The following is a 25094-nucleotide window of genomic DNA, read 5'->3' as shown; positions in this document are numbered from 1 at the left end:
TTTAGAGGTTTGAGCTATGAATATTATTCTGCTTGAGAAAGTACAAAACTTAGGTAACTTAGGTGATAATGTTACTGTTAAATCTGGTTACGCGCGTAACTTTTTGATTCCGCAAGGAAAAGCTAAGCCAGCAACTAAAGAAAACATTGCTGAGTTTGAAGCGCGTCGTGCTGAATTAGAAAAATTAGCTGCTGAAGCTTTAGCGAATGCACAAGCTGTTTATGAAAAAATGAACGGTTTAGTAGTTGCTGTTGAGTCTGTTGCTGGTGACGAAGGTAAGTTGTTCGGTTCTATCGGAACGCATGACATTGCTGATGCATTGATTGCTTCTGGTTTTGAAGTTGAGCGTAAAGCTGTTCGTATGCCAGAAGGCGCATTGCGTCATGTGGGTACTTACGAAATTGATGTTCAATTACACACTGATGTGGTTGCGTCAATCACGGTTGAAGTTAAAGCAACTAAAGCTTAATTTTCAATTGTTTTGCAAAAAATGGAGCTTCGGCTCCATTTTTTTTGTCTAGATTAATTGCTGGTTAAATCAGCAGTGTCACTCATCTGTTTCCTGAATTTCGTTATAATAAACACCCTTATCACATAGACCCGATTATGAACAATAACGAAGAATTATTTAAAACGCCACCACATTCCATCGACGCTGAGCAATCGGTATTGGGCGGTTTGATGCTGTCTAATGAAAAGATAGAAGATGTTGCGGTGATTGTGAATGAATTTGATTTCTATACTAAGCAACATCAAGTGATCTTCGGCGCGATTATTGACCTAAATCAAAAAAACAAGCCTTTTGATATAGTCACCGTCATTGAATCTTTAACCTCAAGTGGATTGCTTGAAGTTGCAGGTCAAAAGGGCTATTTGGTTGAGTTGGTGCAAAACACCCCAGGTGCCGCCAATATTCTTTATTACGCACAGTTGGTCAGAGAAAAGTCCATATTGCGTTCATTAATTACTTCATGTAATGAGATTACAGAAACTTGTTACCACCCCCAAGGTAAGGATATTCGAGAAATTCTAGATTTTTCTGAATCTCGTATTATGCGGATTGCTGAGCATAATTCTGGCAAGCAACGCGAATATAAAACCATGGAAACCCTATTGGAGTCGGCGATAGTCAAGATTGATGAGTTGTTTAACTCTAACGGAAACATTACTGGGCTAGAAACGCATATAACCAAGTTTGATGAGATCACCTCTGGCTTGCAAAAAGGTGATTTAATCATCGTTGCGGGTCGTCCTTCTATGGGTAAAACAACCTTTTCAATGAACTTGGCTGAAAATATCGCCACCAAAAATGGCACGCCTGTCGCGGTATTCAGTATGGAGATGCCCGGCGAACAATTGGCCATGCGTATGATTAGCTCTATCGGCAAAATTGATGCGCAGCGCATGAGAACTGGGCGCTTTGAACAAGATGACTGGCCAAAATTAAACAAGGCTGTCAGTGTTCTATCCGGCGCAGATGTTTATATTGATGACTCGCCAGCTTTGATGATTACAGAGCTCAGAGCCAGAGCCAGACGCATTGATAAAGATGTGCGTAGCAAACAACTTAAAAAGGCAACTGAAGAGGGGTTTGAAAATCCTGAGTCTAAAGTTACCGGCCTAGGTTTGGTGGTGATTGACTACTTACAACTTATGCGTGGTTCTAATAGCAATGATAACCGCGTCAATGAGATTTCTGAGATTTCGAGAGGACTTAAAGCACTTGCCAAAGAATTAAATATTCCCGTGATTGCCTTATCTCAGTTAAATCGCAGCTTGGAGCAGCGCCCTAATAAGCGTCCCGTTATGTCCGATTTGCGTGAATCAGGTGCCATTGAGCAGGATGCGGATTTGATTTTGTTTATCTATAGAGATGAGGTTTATCATCCTGATACCGAAGATAAGGGTACGGCAGAAATTATTATTGGTAAGCATCGTAATGGGCCATTAGACACGGTTAGAGTCACCTTTATTGGAAAATACACAAGATTTGAAAATCATGCTGGTTTTAATGTGCCAGACCAGGGTTATTAGATGATGAACTATCGTCCCGTTAAAGCCTTTATTAATTTCGAAGCACTAAAATCTAACTTAAAACAGGTAAGAGCTTTTGCGCCTAAGTCTAAGATTTTAGCGGTGATTAAAGCCAATGGTTATGGTCATGGCATGACAAGGGTTGCTGAGCAACTCTCTATGGCTGATGCGTTTGGTGTTGCTTCTATTGATGAGGCGATTAAGTTGCGTCATAAGGGTTTTTTGCATCGCATTTTGTTACTGGAAGGGCTGTTTTGTGAGTCCGAATTTGCATTGGTTATTCAACACCGTCTAGATTTTGTGATTCATTCCGAACATCAACTCGACTGGCTGATGCGCTTAAATCATTCTCAACCGTTAAATGTTTGGGTAAAAATAGATACTGGAATGCACCGTTTGGGTTTTTTACCAGAGCATTTTCCAAAGGTCATTAAAAAGCTTCAAACACTCAAGGTTCAGCCTAATATTATCACTATGTCGCATTTTGCATCGGCAGGTGAATCGACAGCGTTTACTCTGGAGCAATTAGATTGTTTTAATTCACTAACGCAAGGAATGAATGGCGCCAAAAGTTTAGCCAATTCTGCGGCGATTCAAAATTTGCCCGCGGCGCATTTTGATTGGGTGCGCCCGGGTATTATGCTTTATGGGGCGGGTGATTTATCAACAGGTCAGCAATTATCCCCTTTAAAACCTGTGATGACCTTAAAAACGGAAGTCACCAGTTTGAAATGGATAGAAGCGGGTGAGTCGGTTGGTTATGGACAAACCTGGAAGGCTACTAAAAAATCTTTTGTGGGTGTTTTAGCCGTTGGCTACGGAGATGGCTATCCACGACATGCCGTATCGGGAACACCTGTTTTAGTGGCAGGAAAACGCGTACCTTTGATCGGGCGAGTATCTATGGATATGATTACCGTCGATTTAACAGACCTAGCTGATAGCGTTCAAATTGGCGATGAAGCCATACTTTGGGGTGAAGGTTTACCCGTTGATGAGGTGGCCAAGCATGCTTCAACCATTGCTTATGAATTGTTGTGTGGTGTCACGGCACGCGTTCCTATTATTGAAGTTCGTGCTTCTTAATTCAATCAGAGAAATCAGACAATGAATAAAGTATTAGAAATTATTTCCAAAAAGCGCGGCTATGATGGTTTTTTTAAAATCGATTGTATCGAATTTAAACACAGTTTATTTCAAGGTGGAATGACGCCGATTATTAGCCGAGAATTGTTTGGCAGGGGTCAGGCAGTGGTTGTTTTGTTGTACGATACGGCAACCCAACAGGTCGTTCTGGTAGAACAATGCCGAGCGGGTGCTCTAATGCACGCTTATGAAAATCCTAATAATGCTTGGTTGTTAGAACCGGTAGCTGGCATGATTGATCACGGTGAAAAGCCTTATGATGCTTGCGTTAGAGAATGCCAAGAAGAAGCCAGTATTCAGGTACTTGAATTTGAACCTATCTATCAGTTTTATCCCAGTCCTGGTGGGAGTGATGAAGTGTTGCATTTGTTTGCCGCTGAAATTGATGCCCAACTGGTTCCAGATTATGCAGGTTTGGCAGAAGATCATGAAGATATTCGCTTGGTGAAACTGTCTTTTTCTGAAGCTAAGCAACGCTTAATGGCCGCAGAATTTAATGTTGCCAGCACGCTGATTGGTTTGCAATGGCTGTTTTTTCAAAAGTTAGCCGTTTAATTGACGGCATTCAAAGAGTTCCCTTTTTAACTCATTCAGCCTAGGTTGATGAGTATCTGGTTTAATTGAGATTTTCGTTTATGTTGTGTTTGTTTAGAAACGCGCGTTTGTCGCCCATGTTTCATTTTTTAGCCTCCCTGATTAGTTGGGGAACGGTCTTATATTGGCTATATTTCAGTTTTATTCATAAGTCTTTTTTAGAAAATGTATTTGCAGGCAAGGCTTTAATGGTGGATTTGCTCTTGGGCTTACCGGTTGTATTGGTTTTTGCAATCGTCATTTATGCATTCTTGTATTGGTCAATAAAGTTGTTAGTGATTTTACTTTTTCCACACACAATCATTCACATAAACACAAATTTAGATGAAGAATCTGATGACTTTTTAGATGCCGCAGAAATGGAACACCCTAAAAAATCTGACGATTTGAGTCATAAAGTTTAATGTCGATGTCTGCTACTCAATGAAAAGAGCTGAGTTTATTCAAGAAGCCAAACTGCTGATACAGTTAGCCATTCCGATATTTTTAGCCCAAATTGCGCTCACCAGTTTAGGTGTGGTCGATACGCTTATGTCGAGTTGGGTGGGCACGCATGATTTAGCAGCCATAGGGTTAGGGAGCAGTATTCTGTTGCCGATATTTATGGTTCCAACAGGTATTTTGCTGGCCTTAACGCCTTTAATTGCTAAGTCTTATGGCAAGCAAGATCATCTACAAATTAGGCTGTTTTTGATTCAAGGGCTTTGGGTTGCTTTGCCTTTGGGGGCAATTGCGGCTCTAGTGTTATTAAACCTTAAACCTTTGCTACTTTCCTTATCTTTAGAACCCGAAGTCTTTAGGCTGACCTTAGATTATTTAACCTATATTGCTTGGGGCTTGCCTGGCATCGCATTATTTCAGGCGCTTCGATTTTTTTGGGAAGGGTTGGGTAAAACCCTGCCTACCATGCTGATTAGTTTTTTTGCATTGCTTATTAACATTCCGCTGAATGCGATATTTATTTATGGACTGGGTCCCATTGAGGCTCAGGGTGCGGCAGGTTGTGGTATTGCCAGTAGTTTAGTCATGTGGTCAATGTTTTTGGTTGGACTTGGGTATGTCTTGTCTGGATTTGAAACACGCCAATACTTAAACAAACTTTTAGAAAAACCCAATTTTTCGGCGATAAAAAGCATTCTCACTTTGGGCATTCCCAATACCTTAGCGTTATTATTTGAGGTGAGTTTGTTCAGTTTAATTGCCTTGTTTATTGCGCAGTTAGGATCGGTAGTGATTGCTGCACATCAAATAGCCTTGAGTTATTCTTCACTGGTTTTTATGGTGCCTTTAAGTTTGTCGATGGCGGTGAGCGTGCGAATTGCAACCGTTTATGGTCAAAATAATAAAGTGCGTCTACTGAGCGTATATAAAGTGTCTATGGCGATAGCCTTAGCGGTCGGTTTGATTTTAATGTCGTTTACTTACCTACTGAATCAAACGATTGTTGGTTGGTTTACCAGTGATGCAGCGGTGTCTCAATTGGCGTTAATATTATTGTTCTATGCGATAGCGTATCAAGTCTTTGATTCTATTCAGTCGACCAGTGCCGGCGCGTTGCGAGGATTACATAATACTAAGATTACCATGGTCGTGACATTTGTCAGTTATTGGCTGATAGGTTTGGGAATGGGTTATGTCCTATCCTTAACGGATATTTTAGTGCCAGCCATGGGCGTTGAAGGATTTTGGTTGGGCATTTTTATTGGCATTTTCTTTGCAGCCGTTATCTTAACTTTTCAATTAAGACAATTAATGAAACGAACTGTGTTGGAGATGGCGTCATGATGCAACTCTGTCCTTGTGGCTCGAATGAGTCTTATCAAAATTGTTGCCAACCTTACCATCAAGGAACGCTTTGGCCGCGCACAGCTGAAGCCTTAATGCGCTCAAGATACAGTGCTTTTGCGCTGCAAAATGCGGATTATTTGCTGAAAACCTGGGCAAAAACAACCAGGCCTGGTCAATTTTCGTTTGAAAAAGGGCTTATTTGGCAAGGTTTAGAAATTGTTGAAGTGGTTAAGGGGCAAATCAAAGATAAACGAGGGCAAGTTCATTTTAAAGCCAGTTATCGTTTAGAGCCAAATGAATCAGGCATCTTAGAAGAATTGAGCCAGTTTAAGAAAGATTCTGCTGGCCACTGGATGTACATTGATGGGGAAATTTTTTAAACCTTTAATTACTCAGATTTTGGCTCGTTTGAATGCTTGTCATCATTTTTCGTTTTAAAAAAACGATAAACACCCCACATCGCCAAAGTCACTACTGAGATAGAAACGACTAATAACCCCAATGTGATTAGAAGCGCATTTCCTACCTCGTCTAGACCGATACTTTCCATGTTGAATCCCTTTCCTTTTAAAGCTAAACATTCTACAATAAAGGCACTTTTCAATATAGAATTTTAGTCAAAAATGGCACAAACCATCTCCGAACTGGAAAAAGAACGCGCTGAACTCCTGCAAGCCATAGAGTCGCAGGCACAACAGTTTTCCAGTCAACGCAGCACAAATGCTGATGCTCCCGTAGAACACACACTTAAAGACTGGTTAAATGCCGCAGAGGAAGTTATGCCTACAAGTCCTGTTAGAAATACCGCCGCCCCAAGAAACGCTAATGCTGCTGCCAGTGCGGCTAAGTCAACCAATAAGCCAGCCACCTCAAAGGCGTCTTTTTTTGGCGTGATTATTATGCTGTCTTTGTTGTTGACGATTTTGGGTGTTCTCTATATTGCATACACCAGTATTCATAACGAATTACAAAAGGTGATGGCGACTAATAAAAATATGAATGAAGCCTTCACTGAAATGCAGGCTCAGGTTGCTGAGTTAAAAAATACCGTGATTACTGGCGGTAAAACCGAATCTTTTGATGCTTTAAAAGAAAAAGTAGCCGCCTTAGAAACAGAATTAAATCAATTAAAAGCGCAGCAAGCAGAATTGATTAAAAATCCACCGGCAATGCCACTAGCTGCTCAGGCTGTTCCGGTTGAACAGGCGTCAGAAGTTTTAGTCGCTGCTAACGCCGGTAATTTAGTCACTAATGAAGTGCTCGATGCTAAGTTAAAAGTGTATACCGAGCAAATCGACAGTAAGCTAGAGTTGATAATGCAATTTTTAAAAATAGCCTCGCCTGCTGAAAATGATGCATCTCAATCCGTTTTGTCACCTAAAGCAAAAGAAGCATCCTCTGAAAAAACCTTTGAGCCGCTAACGATCAATGAGCCACAGGCGCCCAGTATTAAAACGCTAGATCAACCTTTGGTGAAATTGGTTAAAACCGTTAAGTTGCCTGAAAAACCTCAAGAACCTTCAGATCCTTTAAAAAATTATTCTCCTGAAGTGAATTGGCTGATGAATGAACCGGCGTTTAATTTTACCTTGCAGTTAGCCAGCTTAGCGGATTATGCGTCGGCACAAAAAATGAAAGATGAAAAAGGGTTGGCAGATGCCAAAATTATTCCTCAAACACGAAACGACGTAACTTCTTATGTTTTGTTGGTAGGCAGTTTTAACGAACGACAAGCAGCAGATAAAGCTGCCAACAGTTTAAAGGCTAACCACAATATCTCTCCTTGGGTTAGAAAAATCAAAGACTTGACGGTCAGAGTTGAATAGTCTTTTGAAGGTAATCGGGGTATAGAGTTTTACAGTATTGGAATTTCTAATATAAACTCAACCCCATTGACACTTGTTCCATCCGTTGCTTTGATATCAAATCGATTGCGCGCATTAATTTTCCCTTTATGGTAATCAGCGATTAATTTCACAATATACAAGCCTAATCCTAAGTGGGCTTGATCATCTTGGTTAATGGGTCTGATACTCGTCATGCCGTCAAAAATTCTAGATTCAAAACCTGCGGGCAATAAAGGCCCAGAGTTAATGACTTTGATAATGACCGATTTGTTTTGCTGATAGGTCTGAACCTCAATCGGGGCTTTTTCATCATTAAAATCTTTGGCATTGCTTAACAATTTGTCCATCAACTGTTCAATCATAAATCCATCCCCCATAATCATCACATCCATTGGAATGTTCTTTTTAATTTTTAAAGGGGCTTCTTGATTTAAGGTCGCAATGTTATCGAGATAATGATGCATCATTTCGCCAATGGGAAAAGCTTCGGGGGTTTGAAGTTGCAAACTGTCTTCGATGCTTGTCGCTTCGGTTAAGGAGGCAATGATTTGTTTGAGTTGTTGAAGGGCGTGTTGTGCAAAGTCTAGTTGCTTGTGGTTAATTTCATTTTCTAATAATGACAAAGACATAGACAAGCGGTTTAAAGGATTGTGCAATTCATGACGTAATGCTTTGGGAAATTGTTTTAAATAGCGCTCATAAGAGGACAGTTGTTGTAGCATTTCATAAATGTGATGGCGTAAATCAGAGAGTTCATCATGGTAGGTTGTTTGAAAACGGTCAGGGAAATTATTGGTCGATATTTTGCCCTTAATGCTGAGGGTCTTGCGAACATCGCCATCTAATCTCACAATACGATTAGAAAGTGCACCGATATGGAAAATAGCGCTGAGCATCACAAATAAAAAGATAAGTGCACCCATACCAATTAGCCGATAAAAGTTATTGAGCGAGTCACCCAGCAAGCTAGACATTTGTTGCTCCACCACAATAATGCCAAGCGTTTTACCATTCACCCTTAAAGGGCTAGACGACATGAGGGAAACTGGCTGATGATTTTTGTCGAGTCGGTATTGCTGAAAAGTCTGTCCTTGAATGGATTGACGAAATAATGTGCTTTCTGGATGCTCGGACTGAGGATAGGGATAGGGCAGTGTAAAAGGAAAAATACTGGCAAAGGTTTCGATAATGCTTTTACCTAGCCAAGTAAATGGGTCTTTATTGGGTTGAAGTTTGGTATTAAATTGTCCAACCACATAGGTGGTTTGTCCGCGTTCATTGACTATCCATAAAACAGAGTTTTCCAAGTTTAGGTGCGCCAATTGGCTGGTGGGGGTCCCTTCTAAAATTTGGAGTGCCCATAGGTCAGTACGGTTTTCTAAAATGAGTGATAAGTTTGTGGCGGTTTGATGCTGAATGGTCGCTTGGTTTTTAAGCAAGATATGATGTAAGTCTATGGCAAATCGATAAGCTAAAAAAGGCAGAATGGTTAAGGTGAGCAATAATATAAAAAATCGAGATCTTATCGATACCCGAAAATTTCGGTGTTTTAAGTTCAACATAAACCGCCTTCTTTAAAAAATAAAAGAGACACAGGGTCTCTTTTATAAAATTGCATCATCCAAAAATTGAATTCAGTTAGTTTTTATTTTGCCAACTATAACCACGCCCATATTCGTTATGAATGAGATTAAAGTCTTGATCAACTTTCTTAAACGCATTACGAATACGGCAAATATGGGTATTGATGGTATTGCGCTCTACAACCCCTTGAGTCGACTCTTGCAAAGTGTCATAAGTAACCACTGTTTTTTGACCCGATAGGGCAAATTGGCGTAGCATTTCGTATTCGGTTGCTGTTAGGTCTAAGGGTTTATCATTCCAATAGGCTTTGAATTGATTGTCTGCTAAGTGAAGCCCTTCAATTTTCGATGCACTTTGCGGTTGTGTGGGGTTGCTGGCAGTAGAGCCTGTAATTCTTAACAGGTTTTTGACCTTAGCAATCATCACATTCAAACTGATGGGTTTTGGTAAATAATCAATGGCGCCTAAAGCGTGCCCTGTATAGATATCAAACTCAGACTGTCTTTCAGATAAGAAAATAATCGGAATAGGGCGCTCAAATGTTAATAGGTGCTTGGCTAAATCGAATCCACCATCCATTTCTGTACCCAAAATAATGTCAGAAATAACCAGGTCTGGTAAGGATTGATTAAACCCTTTTTCCGCGCTGACGCGATCAGCATAACTAACCACAGAGAAACCTTGCCCTTTTAATGCGGTTTGCAAGTTTTCCAATTGTATTGGGTCATCTTCGATGACAGCAATTGTAAAGTCCATGTTTTGCATTGTTGGGTCCTTCCATTCAAGATGAGCAGTAAACTGATTAGGTTAAAAAAACTAAATTCAATTCTAATGCTTTTATCCCACAAAATTAAAGTCAAGAATCTGCATATTCATTATTAATCCAGCATCTTGAATAGGCAGTACAACTGCATCTTCAGTAGAGTCGTTGTGATGCGAATGCCACCAACCAGGCGGTGTTACAAATACACAGCCTGCTTTCCACATGGCTTTAATGGGGCTGATGATTTCACCGTTCTCATCAATTTCTTTGCCGATCATGGTGTAAGTATTAGGGCCGGCAGAAACACAATAATCCAAAGCCACTGAGTTATGACGATGGGGTTTTTGAACAATACCTGCTGGTAATACATTGTAAAGCGACCATAGGGTATGGGTCAGTGTCATGGTAAAGGGGAAGTTAGGGTGAGCTAATAATATCCCTGTACGATTACGCCCGACACCTTCTTGACGAACTTTATTAAGTTCTGCATTTAATCTTTCTTTGGTGTACAGCACCGGTTCAAATCTGGCATTGGCTGGCGCAACGCCCAAATAATTAAGGAGTGGGGCATCATGCACCCAGTAGATAGCCGTATCTTCTGTCGCAGTATGCAAAGCATCATTAACGCAAGGTAAAGTAAATAGATCGCCCGCTTTCCAGTGAATCGTACCGTATTCTGTTTGGGTTTTTCCCTTACCTCTAATTACATAGAACATCTGTGAGGTGACTTTGGCATCTGTTTTTAAGGTATCTAAAGTATTAATTTTTAGATAGTTGGCCAATAAGTTAGGGGTTGTTGCCTCGTATTGGGTTTTAATCATGTCAGATAAATCGAGAGGTATGATGCGAGTATTACCTTGTTCATGCATTTCAGCAGGAAAATCTCTAACCTCGATTTTTGGCATAGGCGGATTGACAGCCGACATATACTCTTTAAATTCAGCCATTTTTTCCCATTGCTGTTGGGCTTCTTGGCGTTGTTCAATATTGATGGCAGCGCTAGGAATCATAATATTAACGTCCTTGTTTTATCGTTTACTTTGCCTGTGTAAGATAAGTTTTTGAATGCTTTTTATCATTACAGCAGGGGGGGTTATTTAAATTTATTGAGTTTTTTACGGTCACTCGACGACGGAATACCAAGGGCTTCGCGGTATTTAGCAATGGTTCTTCTGGCAACACTGATTTCTTTTTCTTCTAATAAATCCATGAGCTTATTATCACTTAGAGGCTTTTTAGGATCCTCTGCAGAAATCAGTTCTTTAATATAAGCTTTAATGGAAATGGAAGATTGATCTTCATTGCCGTATTGAGCGACACCCGTTGAAAAGAAATATTTTAATTCAAAAGTGCCTCTGGGCGTTTGTATGTATTTTTGATTGGTCGCTCTGGAAATCGTGGATTCATGGAGTTCTAAATATTCCGCAACATCTCGCAACACCATCGGTTGCATGAAGTGTTCACCTTCTTCAAAAAAGCGCGCTTGTTTTTCGACAATATAACGCCCTACGCGTAATAAAGTTTCGCCACGGCTTTGAATGCTTTTGATTAACCCTTTGGCTTCTAGTAACTGTTCTTTAATTTTACGGGTTTGTTCGTTGTCTGAAGAACTGTTGGCAATATCAATATAGGCTGAATTGACCGATAATCGGGGAAAAGCATCTGGATTTAGTTCAACCATAAAGCCATTTTTAACGCGGGTTAACTTTAAGTCTGGCGTAATAATTTCGTTTTGAATGGAGGCATAAATTCGACCAGGTCTGGGGTCAAGAGATTGAATGACGCGAATAATTTTTTCTAACTCTTCGTCGTTAACACCATAAACCTTTTTAATTCTCTTAAAATCGTGAAGCGCCAGCCATTCAAAGTTTTCAGCAACTAAGTATTTGGCGGTTACCACAAAAGGCGTTTGTTTTTGTTGTGCCAGCTGTAAAGTTAAACATTCTTGAATTGAGCGCGCGCCAACACCTGTGGGTTCAAACTGTTGAATAATGGCTAAAACCGTTTCCATATCCACCATGGTTAAACCTAAATCAGGTTCTTTGGCCAGAATAGATTCTAAAATGTCACTGAGTTCAGTGTATAGATAACCTTCATCGTTAATTTCATCAATAATAAAAGACGCAATTAATTCTTGTTCACCTTTCCAAGGATAGATGTCAGATTGCCAATAAAGTTTGTCGTGCAAACTTTGCTCAGCTGAAGTGTAGTTTTCGGCAGATACATATTCGTCAGAATCACCCGAGGAAGAAGAGGGCGCTGTAACATCGGAATAAACTTCGTCCCAATTACAGTCCACATCCATATCGTCAGACAGGGTATTGGTGTCCACATTTTCAATGTTAATTTCTTGTTCTGACTTATCTAGGTTCAGAGAAAATTCTTCATTATCAGCATTTTGTTGAGTTTGGATGATTTCTTCATCTTCATCTGGGCGTTCTTCTTCAACCTCTAACATAAAATTAGTTTCGAGAGTTGCGGCAATGGTTTGCTGTACCTCAAGGGCAGAATATTGGAGTATTTTGATTGACTGTTGCAATTGTGGGGTCAGCTTGAGCTGTTGTCCCATATTGAGTTGTAAACCAGGCATGAGGGCCATGAACCTATTCTCCTAACGCTTATCAAAACGGCTATTGAAAATTTGAATAACGGGTACGGTCTATTTAATTTGAGTAAAAAATGATAACCGCTATAATAATCGATAATTCATGAAATCGGTATGTTTCTTGCATGATTTACGGCGTTAAATCGCTCTAAAACCAGCATTTTGAAGCATTCTGTCGTGCAAATGCTCTAAATTATCAGAGTAAAAGAATCTTAATAAACGGGAAATTACATGTCAATTAAACAAGAAGCTCACGCCATCGTCGACGGATTAGCAGATGATGCGCAATGGAATGATTTGGTCAAAGCCTTGTATCGTGAAAAGAAAATTACATTGGGAATGACGGATTTAGAGGTGGTTCAGCCTGAACTTTCTGAATCTCAGATTTCTAGTATTATCTCAAGAATGCAATCAGCAAGCTCAACACCTGACGATATGCGTAATACAAAAACTTACCAGCCAGGAAATTCAGCAACTTTGGGTATGGTTGCCGGATTGGTTGCTGTTTTGTTTGCTTTTGTGTTTCCGCCGATTGCTTGGGTTGCCGCACCGATTGCAGTGATTGCTGGTCTGATAGGACTTAAAAATAAAGAAGAGAAAGCTTGGATTCCAATCTTGTTAGCGATCGTTTCTGCAGCACCCATGATTATGGTGCTTAGCCATCATTTCAAATTTGCGTCTTAGATCTCGCATGAAAACTTATTGATTTAATCAGTGAAAATAGTCAAAGCGCCTTAGGGCGCTTTTTTTGTAACTAGGATAAATGTTCGCATAATGTATATTATGTTAAATTAGATATTTGATAGTTTACAGCTTAACCCCTATCTCATTTCTACCCCCTATCGTCCCCAAAGTTTAAAAATGATAAATCAAGCCTGCGCCAAAACCGCTTTCATTTCCTAGGGTTAGGTTCTTTTGTTTTTGATACTGATTAGAGAAAACATCAATCTCATTATCAAAGGTCATTTTAAGTGCCAGCTTGATGGCCAGTTTTTTAGACCAGTCATAATAAGTTGCCCATTCCGCGCGCCAACTGGTTAATTGAAAATAACCCTTGGCGGCAACCAGATTATTTTCAGCCAATTGTCCGGTCACTTCTTGGTAAATAGCCCCAATATCAGAACGCAGTTTTGGCGTAAAGTGATAACCTATTTGTGTTTTGGGAAATCCTAGATGCCCATAAAATCCGCGATGTTCCGGTGACTGATAGTTATAGGTTAATACCATGATGGGCAAAATTTGCGTTTCAACGGGATGGTAACTGACATAACCGCCCAGTTGCCAGGATAACAATGGCTTAACTTGATGGCTTACCAAGCCAAATCCTTGAACCGTAAAATCTTTGCTAAATTGCTTTTCATAGGCGTTAATGAGTTGTAAGCCACCGACTAAAAGCCAATCTTTTTTTAAAGGATAAGGCAACTTAGTTTCAAGTTTAACTTCGTGGAGTTGATGAATGGGATAATGCAAGTCACTGCTTTGAATCTCATCATTTTGAAATTGATAATGTTCATAACTGGCGGTAACTAAAAAGTTACCTACCGACACCTTACTGTGTTCTGCCCCTAATTTCCCGGAGGAATCACTGATTTTTGCAGCGCGATATTGGCTGCTTTCGAGCGTTAAATCTACTTTAAACAGCCGTTCTTCAGGTGCTACATTTGCCATGGCTAAGTTGCTTTGTAAAAACAAAGCGGTCGTGAATGAAAATACTAAGGGTTTGGCGAGAAAAGAGTCAAAAGTTTTCGGTGTCATTATGCTTAACTCAAAATGCTTAAAAGTTTGCTTGAAGGTTTTAAGAGCATAAGGGCTATAAATGACATTGAAATAGCAAACTGATGACTCATTTTTGACAAGAGTTATGGGGCTTGCAGACTTTGCAAAAGGCTTAATAAAACTTCTGGTGGGCGCCCTATAATGACTTTTTCGCCAATTTGGATAATGGGTCTTTCGATTAATTTAGGGTTTTGCGACAGCATTTCTAACCAGGCCTGGTCATTTTTAGGGGGATTTTGGTCTAATTTTAAAGCTTTAAAAAGATCTTCTTGGGTGCGCGTTATTTCTAACGGAGATTTTTGCATGGCATGAATGAGTTGCCCTAAAGTTTGTGGCGATGGTGGATTATCTAGATAGCGCACTTCCATAACTTCATAGCCATGCGCCATGAGCAGCTCAAAACAGCTACGGCTTTTTGAGCAGCGCGGATTATGATAGATAGTTGCTTGTTTTGTCATAGAAAGCCCCTTTTAAACACTCAATAAAATAGATTTAAACCAAATCCGTTGTGGGTTCGTTGTTTTTGGGTTCAGTTTCAAGGCGTTGATTCAAGGCTTTTTCAACCGCTTCAATTCGAGATTTACATAAGTTATAGGCTCGAGTGGCTTCGTCCACCATGGGTACTAATTCATCAATATCAATTTCATCTGAATAAGACAATTTCTGGGCAATTTCTTGCAGTTTTTGATAATTGGTTTTAAAGCTTTGTGCTGACTGGCTCATGCCTTCTCCTTTGGATTGACGCTCACGGATACTTCGCCATCCATGAATTTTAAATTTAATTGGGTTTCTTGCTGGGCTAAAGCAGCGGTTTTTAAAATTTTACCTTCAGCGGAACTCACCATGGCAAAACCGCGTTGCATTTGCGATTTTGGCCCAGAACTTAAGATAAATGCCATCCATTGTTGTAATTGGTTTTTGGCTTGCATCAGGGGTTTTTGATGATTGTCCAATATGGCTTGATGCATTTGTTCTAAGCTGTGTTTTTTAAGGGCAACACTTTGTTCCACTCGATTAACTAAATTATGAAATAAACGCTCTAACTGTGCATTGGCATCATTGGTGATGCTTTGGCTTTTGCGTTGAATTTGATAATGCATGGGGGTTAATTTTTCTTGCCATTTGTGCAACACCGTGACACTTTGTTGTTGAACGGTTTGGTCTAGTAGTTGTAATTTTTGTTGCTGTTTTTGGATGTAATTTAAACTGGATTTTTCAATTTGCTGCCAGTGGTTTTTGGCTTGCTGTGCTTGATGAAATATAGCATGGCGTATCGCGCCTATTACTTTACTGGGCGTATCAAATCTTTGGCAAGCCACTTCATCTAAAATAGTCGAGTCGCGTTCGTGACCTATGCCGGTTAATACCGGTAAAGGGCTGTCGGCAATCATGCGCGCCAAGCTGTACAGATTAAGCGGGTTTAAATCTAACTTGGCGCCACCACCGCGAATAATGACCAAGGCATCAAACGGTTTGGCTTGGTGCATTGCTAAAAAAGCATCAAAGGCACTGAGCATTTCTGACTCAACCTGCTCTCCCTGAAAAGCAGAATAAAAATAGTTAAAGTCGCACAATCCTTGTTGATGCAACAGATCGGCATCTGCTCTAAAGTCCCCTAAGCCTGCGGCCGCTGGTGGAGCGATAACAGCAACCCGAAAAAAGTCATTCGGCAATTTAAAGCGTTTGTTTTTGTCATAACGCTGTTCGGCAATTAATTGCTGACGAATTTGATTAAGATTGGCTTCTAACTCTCCCAAAGTGAAGGCGGGATCAATATCTTGTATCGCCAATGAAAAACCAAATTTTTCGTGAAAGGTGAGTTCGGCTAATAACAATATTTTTTGACCCGCTTGTAATGCACTGCCGGTTGCTTGTTGAAAGGTTTGCAAAATGCGTTGCGCCTGACCCTGCCAAATCATGGCACGGCAAGTGGCTAATACCTGCCCCGCCTCATTGGTTTCGGACAATTCAAAATACAAGTGACCGCGACGCTCGCTGATATTGGCAATTTCTGCCTTGACCCAAACCGCACCTGGAAAAGCTTGGCGCAAACTGACCTGCACTTGTGCCATCAATTGACTGAGCGTTACGCCCTTTTCGGATAACTCATTTGGCTCTATTTCAAGATTTAAGGTTGTATTACTTAGCGATTGTGATGGAGCAGTTTGCGGTAACCATTTTGCAAAAGGGCTTAGGTCATGCAAAAGGTCGTCTGGCACATACCATTTTTTTTCGACCGGATTCCAGCGGGCGCCTAGAGACTTTGCTTGTTCTTTTTCAGCAAAGGGAACAACTAACAACATTATGATTGCCCTGCTCTTTCAGATATTTGTTGTGCCATTCTTTCAATTTCGGTGGCAACCAATTGATGGGCTTGTTGAATCACTTCAATACCCGCGCCAGTGGCAAATGCATTTTCTGAGATATGGCGACGCCACATTCTGCCACCAGGCATACCGTAAAAAAGGCCTAAAATATGACGGCTGACCTGATTGAGCTTTCCGCCCTGGCTCAGATGATTTTCAATATAAGGATACAATTGTTCCAGCACCGCTTCACGACTGGGAATAGCTGTTTTTGCTTGATAATATTGGGTATCAACATTGCTCAGCAAATAAGGATTTTCGTAAACCGCTCTACCCAGCATCACACCGTCCAGGCCTGGTAAGTTTTGGCCCTCAAAGGCATAATTTTGTAAATGCAATTGCGCGGCATCTAGGGTTTGTAATCCACCATTAATGGCAATGGCCAAATCTGGGAAAGTTTGTTTGAGTTGATGCACCCATTCATATTTTAGGGGAGGTACTTCACGATTTTCTTTAGGCGACAAGCCTTGCAACCAAGCCTTGCGGGCATGAATAATCACACCATCAACACCCGCACCGACCAAGCTTTCTACAAAATGCACCAAGGTTTCAAAGTCTTCCTGCTCATCAATTCCGATACGCGTTTTCACCGTTACAGGGATATCGACTGCTGATTTCATCGCCGCTACATTTTCAGCAACCAACTCAGGGTGCCCCATTAAGCAGGCGCCAATCATATTATTTTGTACGCGATCAGATGGGCAACCCACATTCAAGTTGATTTCCGCATAACCCCATTCTTGTCCAAGTTTTGCACAAGTGGCCATGTCTTTGGGTGTACTGCCGCCCAATTGTAAAACCACTGGTTGGTCATGATCATGTCCTAAAAATCTGGGTAAATCCTGGCCATAAATAATTGCACCGGTGGTAATCATTTCTGAATATAACCAGGCCTGTTGCGTTAACAAACGGTGAAAATAGCGGCAGTGACGGTCTGTCCAGTCTAGCATCGGGGCAACGCTGAAATGATTGGCACTATTTTCAAGACGAGAGTTTGGGTTGGGTAACATAGTTTTGTGGTAGTCTTCAAATTTTAAGATTCGCTAATTATATGCGTTTTTAAAGGTTTAGGCTAAACGGAATGGTTTGAATTAAAATTTGAAACTCAAAACCTTGAAGCGGTTTAAGTGGTTGTAAAGTTGGATGGCTTCAAAGTTTATCTTTAAGCCATTGTATCTACATCATTTTTTGGGTAAATTCATTTATGATGATAACTAGATTTAAAATTACATAAAACACTTTACCGGGTGGTGTCATGAAAAATATTTCGCTGACTCAGTTGCGAGCTGGGCTAGTCATACTGTGTTTAAGTGTGTTGCTAAGCGCTTGTTCTAATCGGTTTATTTACAATCAATTAGATTGGTTGGTACCTTGGTATTTAAGCGACTATGTCACGCTTGAAAACTATCAAAAACCAGAGTTTAAAGCCGCGCTCAATCAATTATTGTTATGGCATCGTCAAACTCAACTGCCTGAGTATGCGGATTTTTTATCGCAAGCTGCTGATCAAATAGCCTTGGGCGTTAGCGCTGAACAGGTTCAGCAGTTTATGCATAAGGGCGATGATTTTGCTGATGCATTATTTCAACAGTTTGGCGTGAACTTTGCCCCATTGATGGCGAAAATGACCCCAGAACAGCAAACCGAACTGTTGGAAAATCTCAGTGAGAAAACCGCAGAATACCGCGAAAAGTTTATTGAGCCAGGTAAAACCAAAGCGATTGAGTATGGCGTTGATAAAATGCGAGATTTTTTGGAAGACTGGTTGGGCGATTTAACGCCAGCGCAACAGCAAAGATTACAACGCTGGGGGCAAGACGCCGTTTGGATGTCGCCCGATTTTTATCAAAATCGTTTAGCTTGGCAGGCGCGTTTAGCAGATGCTTTTAAAATGCCAGAAAACAGTCGTTTAACAACAATCAAAGCGTTATTCGAAAATAGACGCCAATTTTGGTCTGATGAACTAAATCAAAAAATGGCAACGAATCAAAGTGTTTTCAGTGAGTTTTTAGCAGATTTGTTAAGCAGTTTGGATGCTTCCCAAAAACAGTACCTTCAACGAAAGCTGCAAGATTTTCAAGATGACTTTACACAGTTATCCAAGCAAGTCGGCTCAAATTCATGACAGGCATTTCAATAAACAATTTAGAAAACCCAAACAAAACTTGGTTTACCTATTTGTTAGAGTGTGCCGACGGTACTTTATATTGTGGCGTGACCAATGATTTGGTGCGAAGACTGAAACAGCATAATGGTGAATTGGTGGGTGGTGCCAAATATACCGCAGTGCGTCGCCCTGTTGTCTTAAAAAAACATTGGTCGCAAGAGAATCGCTCATCAGCAAGTCAATTCGAAGCCCAAATTAAAAAAATGACTCGCCAGCAAAAACTGGCCTTACTGGAAACCTAAATCACTTGACGAATTAAACTGGGCGCTGAGTTTAACAGTGCTTGGGTATAAGGATGTTGCGGGTTTTTCATAATCGCTTCAACTGGGCCCTGTTCAACGATTTTGCCTGCTTGCATCACGGCAACTTCATGAGCGATGGCGGGAATAATCGATAGGTCATGGGTGATAAACAAATAAGACATTTGGTATGTCTGTTGTAAATCTTCTAATAAACTCAAGACTTGTGCTCTAACAGACACATCTAATGCACTGGTGGGTTCATCACAAATAATCAATTCTGGCTCAACCGCTAAAGCTCTGGCAATACCAATGCGTTGGCGCTGGCCGCCAGAAAATTCATGGGGATAGCGTTGCATGTGTTCTGCCAAAAGACCGACTTGTTCTAGTAATGATTGAATACGCGTATTTTGCGATGCTTTATCTTGTGGGCCAACTTGCAAACTGGTCATGCCCTCTCTAATGATTTCACCGACTGTCATTCTAGGATTGAGGGCTGAAAAAGGGTCTTGAAAGATTACTTGGATTTTTTTGCGCAACGGCTTCATTTGGCGCTCAGAAAGTTTTGCTAAATCAATCGGTTCTGCATCATTAAAATAATTAACCTCACCAGAGGTGGTGTCGATTAATTTTAAAATGGCTTGTCCGATGGTGCTTTTGCCACTGCCAGACTCGCCAACCAGTGCGAGAGTTTTGCCCTTGGGAATACTTAAACAAACACCATCGACTGCTTTGACAAACCCAACCGTTCGTTGAAATAAGCCTTTTTTAATGGGGAAATAAACGGTTAAATCTTGAATGTTGAGCAATTTTTCAGCGGATGTTTGTTCTTTAAAGATTCGCTTGGGTATGGCATCATTTAACAGTTTTTGGGTGTAGGGATGTTTGGGGTTTGCAAAGAAAGTTTCTTTTTCAGCTTGCTCCACAATTTGCCCCTGTTGCATTACTGCAACTCTATCTGCCATTTCATACACCACCCCCATATCATGGGTAATGAATAAAATCGATAAACCGCGGTCTGCTCTGATTTTTTTAAGCAACTGCAAAACCTGGGCTTGAATGGTTACATCTAGGGCCGTGGTAGGTTCATCAGCAATCAACAAATCTGGCTCGCAAGCCAAAGCCATGGCAATCATCACGCGTTGTTTTTGCCCACCTGATAATTGATGTGGATACCAGTCGTAGCGTTCAGAAGCGCTCGGAATCCCGACTTCGTCAAACAAAGCGATTACTTGGGCGCGTGCGGTTTTTTGATTAAGCCCAAGGTGAAGGCGTAACACCTCAGCAACCTGTTCACCCACGGTCATCACTGGGTTGAGTGAGGTCATGGGTTCTTGAAATATCATGGCGACTTGTTGGCCTCTGATGCGTTGCATTTTAGATTCTGGCAAAGAAAATAAGTCAGATTGATTGAGCTGAATATTCCCTTGCGTCACCCGAATGGCATCAGGTAAGAGTCGCATGATAGCGAGTGATGTTAAGGATTTTCCACTGCCCGATTCGCCCACTAAGGCAAATATTTCTGAGGGTTGTATTTGAAAACTCACCGCTTTGAGCAAGTCTTGTTGACCAACTTTTAAAGAAAGCTGATTCACTTCAAGTACTGGCTGAGCGGCATTATTTTCTGGTTTTTGAGTCATGCATAAGCCTTGATATTAAAAACGCCCGTCTTGGTTACGCGGGTCTAGAACAAATTGTACTCGGTCCGAAAATAAGTTAGCGGCCAATACTAAAATAAACATAAAGAAAAAAGCCGATAACAAAGACCACCAAACCATGGGTTCACGCGCCATTTCTAGGCGAGCTTGGTTAATCATATTGCCCCAACTATGCATGGTGGGATCTACCCCGACGCCGACATAGGATAATACGGCTTCCGCTAAAACCAAACCACTAAAGTCTAATACCACGGCTATTAAGACGATGTGCATGACATTTGGCAAAATATGTTTGTAAATGATTTTAATTCGACTGACGCCAAACGCCCGAGAGGCAGTGACAAATTCTATTTGGCTGATTTTAAGCGTTTCAGCACGCAGCAGTCGACACAGACCAGTCCAACTGGTGAGGCCCAAAATGAAAATTAAAAATAATAATCGAATATCAGCACGCTCTTCAGTACTGGCAAACCAGTCGGGATGATTGCCCATAATCACTTGCATCACCAAGACTGCTGCGGCAATTAATAGCACGCCTGGAATGGAGTTAAGTGTGGTGTAGAGATATTGAATAACATCATCGACCCAACCCTTAAATAATCCAGCGCTGATGCCCAAAATCAGAGCCACGGGTAACATCACCAGGGTTGTGAGTACGCCAATTAAAACGCCGGTTCGAATGCTCTTAAGCGATTCATACAGAACATCGCCGCCCACTTTATCCGTGCCCAGAACATGATAATGGTGGCTGAGTTGATAGATGACACTAAAGGTGATGAGCACGAGAGTTAAAGTGATATAGGCTGTGAGCCAAGGCAGTTGTGTTTCATTTTTGAGCATTTTGGGCGCTAAAATTAACCAGGCCTGGTTGTTTTTAAGGCTTCTCCAGTAAGTATGTAGTGTTACCAATAAGACACTGATTAATAAGCCTAGGCTGAATCCTTGCAAGATTAAAAATCCAATGGATTGCTGTGGATTGACATATTTAAGTGGCAAATAAATTTGAGCCGTTGTGCCGTCTGCGAGCACTTGGGTGCTCTTGTTATATTCTGTGAGCGCAAATGGCGCTGAATAGGTGCGTTCTGTGCTATCAATTAAATGTTGAAGCGCTAGGTCGAGCAAGCTATGGGTGTGTTGATTGATAACCAAATGAATTGAGTCTAATAACGCGAACAGGACATAGGTGAGTAATAACACTGCACTCACCATGGCGACCTTAGAGTTAAATACTCTTAACCACTGTTGCTGAACTTGGGGAGAGCGTCCAATGAGTTTGCCCCAAATAAACAACGAAATGACTAAGCCCCAAACGAGGATATCGGTCCATAAGAAAGTCAGGCTCATTTGGATAACCTCACTCTTGGATCAAACCAGGTGTAAGAAATATCTGTGAGTATTAATCCAATAATATATAAAACCGAACCCAGGAACACCATGGCTTTAACGATGGCAAAATCTTGGGCGTTGATGGCATCTAGGGTGTAACTCCCCAAACCTGGAATTCCAAAAAAAGATTCCATAATTAAACTGCCCATAAACAAGCTCGGAATAACCACGACCACGCCAGTTAAAATGGGCAGTAAACCATTTTGAAATACATGTCTAAAGAGTACTTGGATTTCAGACAAACCTTTAGCGCGCGCCGTTCTAACATAATCTTTGTTAATTTCTTCTAAAAATAGACTGCGATACCAGCGTAAACCAGAACCTATGCCGGCAAAAACCCCGATTAACACCGGCAATACAATAAACTTTAAACTGTCCCAGCCGCTTTCATATCCAGAAATAGGCACCCAATGCCAAATTTTGCTGAACAAGACTTGTCCGGCAATAATATAAAACAGTCCAGAAATCGACATAATAGCAACGGCAATCATCATGGCAGCCATGTCCAGTCGAGAACCTCTAAACAATACAATCAGCAATGCTAACGCAATATTGGTGGTTAGGCCGATGATAAAGGTTGGTAAAGCAAGTGTTAAGCTGGGTACCATGCGCTCTAAAATATCACTGGAGATTTGGCGTCCAGAATCTGACTTACCAAACTCAAACATAAATAATTTCAGCGACTCTTGCACAAATAAGGTCTCTTGAACCTTGTCAAAACCTGCTGCAGACTCATTGAAAAATAAAGGTTTATTATAATGATGGTCCTGCTTCCAGGCTTCGATCATCTCAGGTGTGGTTTGTTTGGCACCGAGTTGTGCTCTGGCCATGTCATCTGGTGTATTGACCATAAAAAACAGGGCAAAGGTGATGAAGTTAACCCCAATTAAAATGGGAATGGCGAACAGTAATCGTCGAATAATATAACTGAGCATTAGCGATTTACCTCGGTTTGAATCACCGCTCTTTGTCTGGCTCGGTAGCCACGAACCAATGGATAACTGATTAAGACGGCACCCAATAATAACAACCACAAGGGCCAAACAACCGGTTGGTTCCAGGTTTGTTGTTGTTTGAAACGCAATGCTTCATCTAACTTTTTGTATTTTAGAGTGTTGTTCGCTAAAGGATTCGCCCATACATTTTGATACCAACCATGGTAAAGCACTAAAGACTTAGGGTGTAATCCCCAAGCCCAAGGGGCGTCGGCTCTTAAAATTTGTAGCATTTTTTCAATGATGACTTGGCGCTCTTCACCATTTTCTAAACTTTTCATTTGTTTAAACAATTGATTGTATTCAGGATTGTCGTAGTTAGCAGCGTTAACCCCAGTGCCTTGATTATTGATAGGTGCATTTTCGCCTGCCAATAAAAATAAAAAGTTTTCTGGATCGGGATAATCCGCATTCCAACCCCAGCTAAACAACTGAACCTTGGCATTACGAACCTTTTCTTGAAAGCGATTATAGTCTGTGCCTCTAATAACCAATTCAACACCGAGCTTTTCAAATTGTTTACGATACCAATTCAATTGTGCTTTGCTGTCTGGGCCGGTTGCGGCGGTGTCGTAATGTAAGGTAAGTTTAGTGCCATCTGGCTTTTTGCCGTTGGGATAGCCGGCTTCGGCTAATAAACGCTTGGCTTCTGTTATGGATTTTCGTTGTGCTTGACCATTTTTCCAGTCATACAGGATTGGGTTGACCCCCTTTTCACCTTCTTGAAATCCCCAAATACCCGGTGGAATAGGCCCTTGGGCGGCAACGCCTCGGCCATTTAGGAAGATAGAAATATACTCTTCGTAGTTAATGGCAAGGCTTAAGGCTTGGCGAAGTTTGCGTTGTTTTTCTGAATAGCCCCCCACCACTTCATCGGCCATATTAAACCCAAAATAAAAAATACTCGGCTCAATGGTATTTAAAAACTGTATATCACGATCTTGCATTTCAGCGGTTAAGTTCATCGAACCATTGCCACCAATCGAAACGGCCTGGTCGAAATTGTCCGAGCTTACACCCGATGCATCGTAGTAACCCTGCATAAATTTATTCCACAAGGGTACACTTTCTTTTTCAAGGGAATAGATCAATTCTTTAATAAAGGGTAAAGGTTTTCCGGCATCTTTTAACAAAGCAGCATCCGCTTTTTCGGCAAGCCCTTCTGTTGGATAAAATCCATGATGATAATTAGGGTTAGCTAAAAGCCTCATGCGTTTATTGGGGTTGTTTTCAACCAACATATAAGGCCCTGTGCCAACGGGATAGGTGTCATAAGTGATGTTCTTTTTAACCAGGCCTGGTTGATTGTAAAAGGCTATAGCCTCCCAAGGCACTGGCGCAAAGAAGTTCATGCTTAACCAATAAATAAATTGCGGATATTGCCCGTGAATACGAATCGTAAACTCAAAATCATTAATAACTTTAACCCCTGAAATTTCAAGACTGCGTAAATCTATTTTGTCTTTGGGTAAGTCTTTTAAGTTTTCAGTAAACGCTTTTAAGCCCACAATATACTCTTGCATGGAGCCTAAAATCGGCGAATGATTTTTGGCATAGCCCATGCGTTTAATGGCATAAACATAATCACTGGCCCGTAAGGGTCTGGAAGCCACTTCTGAAAAATCGGTCATATTGACAATATTTTGTAAGGCTTTTTCCGATAAATGATGCAACGGATAATCGTTATCAGCTGTTTTTACAAAAGCAGGGTGTGGCTGAAACTGGATATTGTCTTTGAGCTTAAAGCGGTATTCTGTAAAAACGATGTCATTTGAGTTTGCTGAGACTTGAACCTCATCATTATTCAAATAAACCTGCTCTGGCATGGCTTGCAGGGTTAAGGGTTCGAGCGTGTAAGGTTGTTTAAAATAGTGGTACTGTAACAACGGCTCAACGATTTGACTACTGATGCCCCACTCATTCGAACTATAAGAAATAACTGTATCAAGATGTTTAGGGGGGGCAGAAAAAGAACTGAATAGAATGGGTTGTTGAACAGTATTTTCAGCATAGGGGTTATTCCAAGGCTGTTCCGAACATCCCGGTAAACTTAAAAAAATACCGATCAAAGCAAGCTTTTTCAAAAACATTATGCCTTATCAAACCCTAAAGTTAAGCATTATATAGGATATTTTCGGGTTATAAT

25 protein-coding genes are annotated in these 25094 nt (G+C 41.0%); 11 read left to right on the top strand and 14 right to left on the bottom strand.

The window, feature by feature from the left end:
- Window positions 1-16 precede the first annotated feature (16 nt).
- The 7 genes from rplI to THMIRH_RS06720 all read left to right on the top strand — a co-directional run bounded on the left by rplI (window position 17) and on the right by THMIRH_RS06720 (window position 5942).
- Window positions 17-469 carry a 50S ribosomal protein L9 gene (rplI, locus tag THMIRH_RS06750; protein WP_173291364.1) on the top strand — a complete coding sequence of 151 codons (453 nt, stop codon included), beginning with the start codon at window positions 17-19 and terminating at the stop codon, window positions 467-469.
- A 137-nt stretch (window positions 470-606) separates the two neighbouring features.
- Window positions 607-2034: a replicative DNA helicase gene (gene dnaB, locus THMIRH_RS06745; RefSeq protein ID WP_173291363.1), complete on the top strand. Its 1428-nt coding sequence runs from the start codon at window positions 607-609 to the stop codon at window positions 2032-2034.
- Window positions 2035-3120, top strand: a complete 1086-nt coding sequence (gene alr / locus THMIRH_RS06740; RefSeq protein ID WP_243831398.1) for an alanine racemase — start codon at window positions 2035-2037, stop codon at window positions 3118-3120.
- Window positions 3121-3141: 21 nt separating this feature from the next.
- A complete protein-coding gene (locus tag THMIRH_RS06735) occupies window positions 3142-3735 on the top strand; it encodes an NUDIX domain-containing protein (RefSeq protein WP_173291362.1) in 594 nt (197 codons plus the stop codon).
- 116 nt (window positions 3736-3851) lie between these two features.
- Entirely contained in the window at window positions 3852-4178 is a 327-nt protein-coding gene (locus THMIRH_RS06730) for a hypothetical protein (RefSeq protein WP_173291361.1), read from the top strand.
- A gap of 19 nt (window positions 4179-4197) precedes the next feature.
- A complete protein-coding gene (locus THMIRH_RS06725; protein WP_173291360.1) occupies window positions 4198-5559 on the top strand; it encodes an MATE family efflux transporter in 1362 nt (453 codons plus the stop codon).
- Window positions 5556-5942 (top strand): YchJ family protein, encoded by a 387-nt coding sequence (locus THMIRH_RS06720; RefSeq protein WP_173291359.1) that lies wholly within the window; start codon window positions 5556-5558, stop codon window positions 5940-5942. The genes THMIRH_RS06725 and THMIRH_RS06720 overlap by 4 nt, the downstream gene beginning before the upstream one ends.
- Window positions 5943-5950: 8 nt before the next feature.
- On the opposite strand, the gene THMIRH_RS06715 is transcribed toward THMIRH_RS06720, so the two are convergent.
- On the bottom strand, window positions 5951-6112 hold the full coding sequence (locus tag THMIRH_RS06715) for a hypothetical protein (protein WP_173291358.1): 162 nt from the start codon (window positions 6110-6112) through the stop codon (window positions 5951-5953).
- A 73-nt stretch (window positions 6113-6185) separates the two neighbouring features.
- Between THMIRH_RS06715 and THMIRH_RS06710 the strand changes: the two genes are divergently transcribed.
- Window positions 6186-7388: an SPOR domain-containing protein gene (locus THMIRH_RS06710; protein ID WP_173291357.1), complete on the top strand. Its 1203-nt coding sequence runs from the start codon at window positions 6186-6188 to the stop codon at window positions 7386-7388.
- A 29-nt stretch (window positions 7389-7417) separates the two neighbouring features.
- Here THMIRH_RS06710 and THMIRH_RS06705 read toward each other — a convergent pair whose 3' ends face one another.
- The 4 genes from THMIRH_RS06705 to THMIRH_RS06690 all read right to left on the bottom strand — a co-directional run bounded on the left by THMIRH_RS06705 (window position 7418) and on the right by THMIRH_RS06690 (window position 12355).
- Window positions 7418-8971, bottom strand: a complete 1554-nt coding sequence (locus THMIRH_RS06705; RefSeq protein ID WP_173291356.1) for an ATP-binding protein — start codon at window positions 8969-8971, stop codon at window positions 7418-7420.
- 76 nt (window positions 8972-9047) lie between these two features.
- On the bottom strand, window positions 9048-9758 hold the full coding sequence (locus THMIRH_RS06700; protein WP_173291355.1) for a response regulator transcription factor: 711 nt from the start codon (window positions 9756-9758) through the stop codon (window positions 9048-9050).
- 72 nt (window positions 9759-9830) lie between these two features.
- Complete coding sequence (locus tag THMIRH_RS06695) at window positions 9831-10766, bottom strand: cupin domain-containing protein (RefSeq protein ID WP_173291354.1); 936 nt, start codon at window positions 10764-10766, stop codon at window positions 9831-9833.
- Window positions 10767-10849: 83 nt separating this feature from the next.
- Window positions 10850-12355 carry an RNA polymerase factor sigma-54 gene (locus tag THMIRH_RS06690; RefSeq protein WP_173291353.1) on the bottom strand — a complete coding sequence of 502 codons (1506 nt, stop codon included), beginning with the start codon at window positions 12353-12355 and terminating at the stop codon, window positions 10850-10852.
- Between the two features lie 237 nt (window positions 12356-12592).
- Here THMIRH_RS06690 and THMIRH_RS06685 point away from each other — a divergent pair, with 237 nt between their 5' ends.
- Window positions 12593-13045, top strand: a complete 453-nt coding sequence (locus tag THMIRH_RS06685) for a hypothetical protein (protein WP_173291352.1) — start codon at window positions 12593-12595, stop codon at window positions 13043-13045.
- A 171-nt stretch (window positions 13046-13216) separates the two neighbouring features.
- On the opposite strand, the gene THMIRH_RS06680 is transcribed toward THMIRH_RS06685, so the two are convergent.
- From THMIRH_RS06680 to dusA, 5 genes are all read right to left on the bottom strand, one after another.
- Window positions 13217-14029, bottom strand: a complete 813-nt coding sequence (locus THMIRH_RS06680; protein WP_173291351.1) for a hypothetical protein — start codon at window positions 14027-14029, stop codon at window positions 13217-13219.
- A 191-nt stretch (window positions 14030-14220) separates the two neighbouring features.
- Window positions 14221-14595, bottom strand: coding sequence for an ArsC/Spx/MgsR family protein (locus THMIRH_RS06675; RefSeq protein ID WP_173291350.1), 375 nt, complete (start codon window positions 14593-14595; stop codon window positions 14221-14223).
- Window positions 14596-14629: 34 nt separating this feature from the next.
- Window positions 14630-14860 carry an exodeoxyribonuclease VII small subunit gene (gene xseB / locus THMIRH_RS06670; RefSeq protein WP_173291349.1) on the bottom strand — a complete coding sequence of 77 codons (231 nt, stop codon included), beginning with the start codon at window positions 14858-14860 and terminating at the stop codon, window positions 14630-14632.
- Window positions 14857-16440: an exodeoxyribonuclease VII large subunit gene (xseA, locus tag THMIRH_RS06665; protein WP_243831397.1), complete on the bottom strand. Its 1584-nt coding sequence runs from the start codon at window positions 16438-16440 to the stop codon at window positions 14857-14859. The genes xseB and xseA overlap by 4 nt, the downstream gene beginning before the upstream one ends.
- Window positions 16440-17513 carry a tRNA dihydrouridine(20/20a) synthase DusA gene (gene dusA, locus THMIRH_RS06660; protein WP_173291348.1) on the bottom strand — a complete coding sequence of 358 codons (1074 nt, stop codon included), beginning with the start codon at window positions 17511-17513 and terminating at the stop codon, window positions 16440-16442. Before dusA ends, xseA begins: the two co-directional genes overlap by 1 nt.
- 245 nt (window positions 17514-17758) lie before the next feature.
- Between dusA and THMIRH_RS06655 the strand changes: the two genes are divergently transcribed.
- Both THMIRH_RS06655 and THMIRH_RS06650 read left to right on the top strand, forming a co-directional pair.
- Window positions 17759-18628: a DUF6279 family lipoprotein gene (locus THMIRH_RS06655; RefSeq protein ID WP_173291347.1), complete on the top strand. Its 870-nt coding sequence runs from the start codon at window positions 17759-17761 to the stop codon at window positions 18626-18628.
- On the top strand, window positions 18625-18912 hold the full coding sequence (locus tag THMIRH_RS06650; RefSeq protein WP_173291346.1) for a GIY-YIG nuclease family protein: 288 nt from the start codon (window positions 18625-18627) through the stop codon (window positions 18910-18912). The genes THMIRH_RS06655 and THMIRH_RS06650 overlap by 4 nt, the downstream gene beginning before the upstream one ends.
- Here the strand turns inward: THMIRH_RS06650 and THMIRH_RS06645 are convergent.
- Genes THMIRH_RS06645 through THMIRH_RS06630 form a run of 4 tightly spaced genes read right to left on the bottom strand, consistent with a single transcriptional unit; the run spans window position 18909 to window position 25038 of the window.
- Window positions 18909-20549 carry an ABC transporter ATP-binding protein gene (locus THMIRH_RS06645; RefSeq protein WP_173291345.1) on the bottom strand — a complete coding sequence of 547 codons (1641 nt, stop codon included), beginning with the start codon at window positions 20547-20549 and terminating at the stop codon, window positions 18909-18911. The two genes, THMIRH_RS06650 and THMIRH_RS06645, sit on opposite strands and share 4 nt — an antisense overlap.
- A gap of 15 nt (window positions 20550-20564) precedes the next feature.
- A complete protein-coding gene (locus THMIRH_RS06640) occupies window positions 20565-21911 on the bottom strand; it encodes an ABC transporter permease (protein WP_173291344.1) in 1347 nt (448 codons plus the stop codon).
- On the bottom strand, window positions 21908-22888 hold the full coding sequence (locus THMIRH_RS06635) for an ABC transporter permease (RefSeq protein WP_173291343.1): 981 nt from the start codon (window positions 22886-22888) through the stop codon (window positions 21908-21910). The genes THMIRH_RS06640 and THMIRH_RS06635 overlap by 4 nt, the downstream gene beginning before the upstream one ends.
- Complete coding sequence (locus THMIRH_RS06630) at window positions 22888-25038, bottom strand: ABC transporter substrate-binding protein (RefSeq protein ID WP_173291342.1); 2151 nt, start codon at window positions 25036-25038, stop codon at window positions 22888-22890. Before THMIRH_RS06630 ends, THMIRH_RS06635 begins: the two co-directional genes overlap by 1 nt.
- Window positions 25039-25094 lie beyond the last annotated feature (56 nt).

Source organism: Thiosulfativibrio zosterae, assembly GCF_011398155.1.
Taxonomy (GTDB): domain Bacteria; phylum Pseudomonadota; class Gammaproteobacteria; order Thiomicrospirales; family Thiomicrospiraceae; genus Thiosulfativibrio; species Thiosulfativibrio zosterae.
Note: the sequence above shows the minus strand (reverse complement) of the source record. Positions and strands in the feature narration are given on the sequence as shown.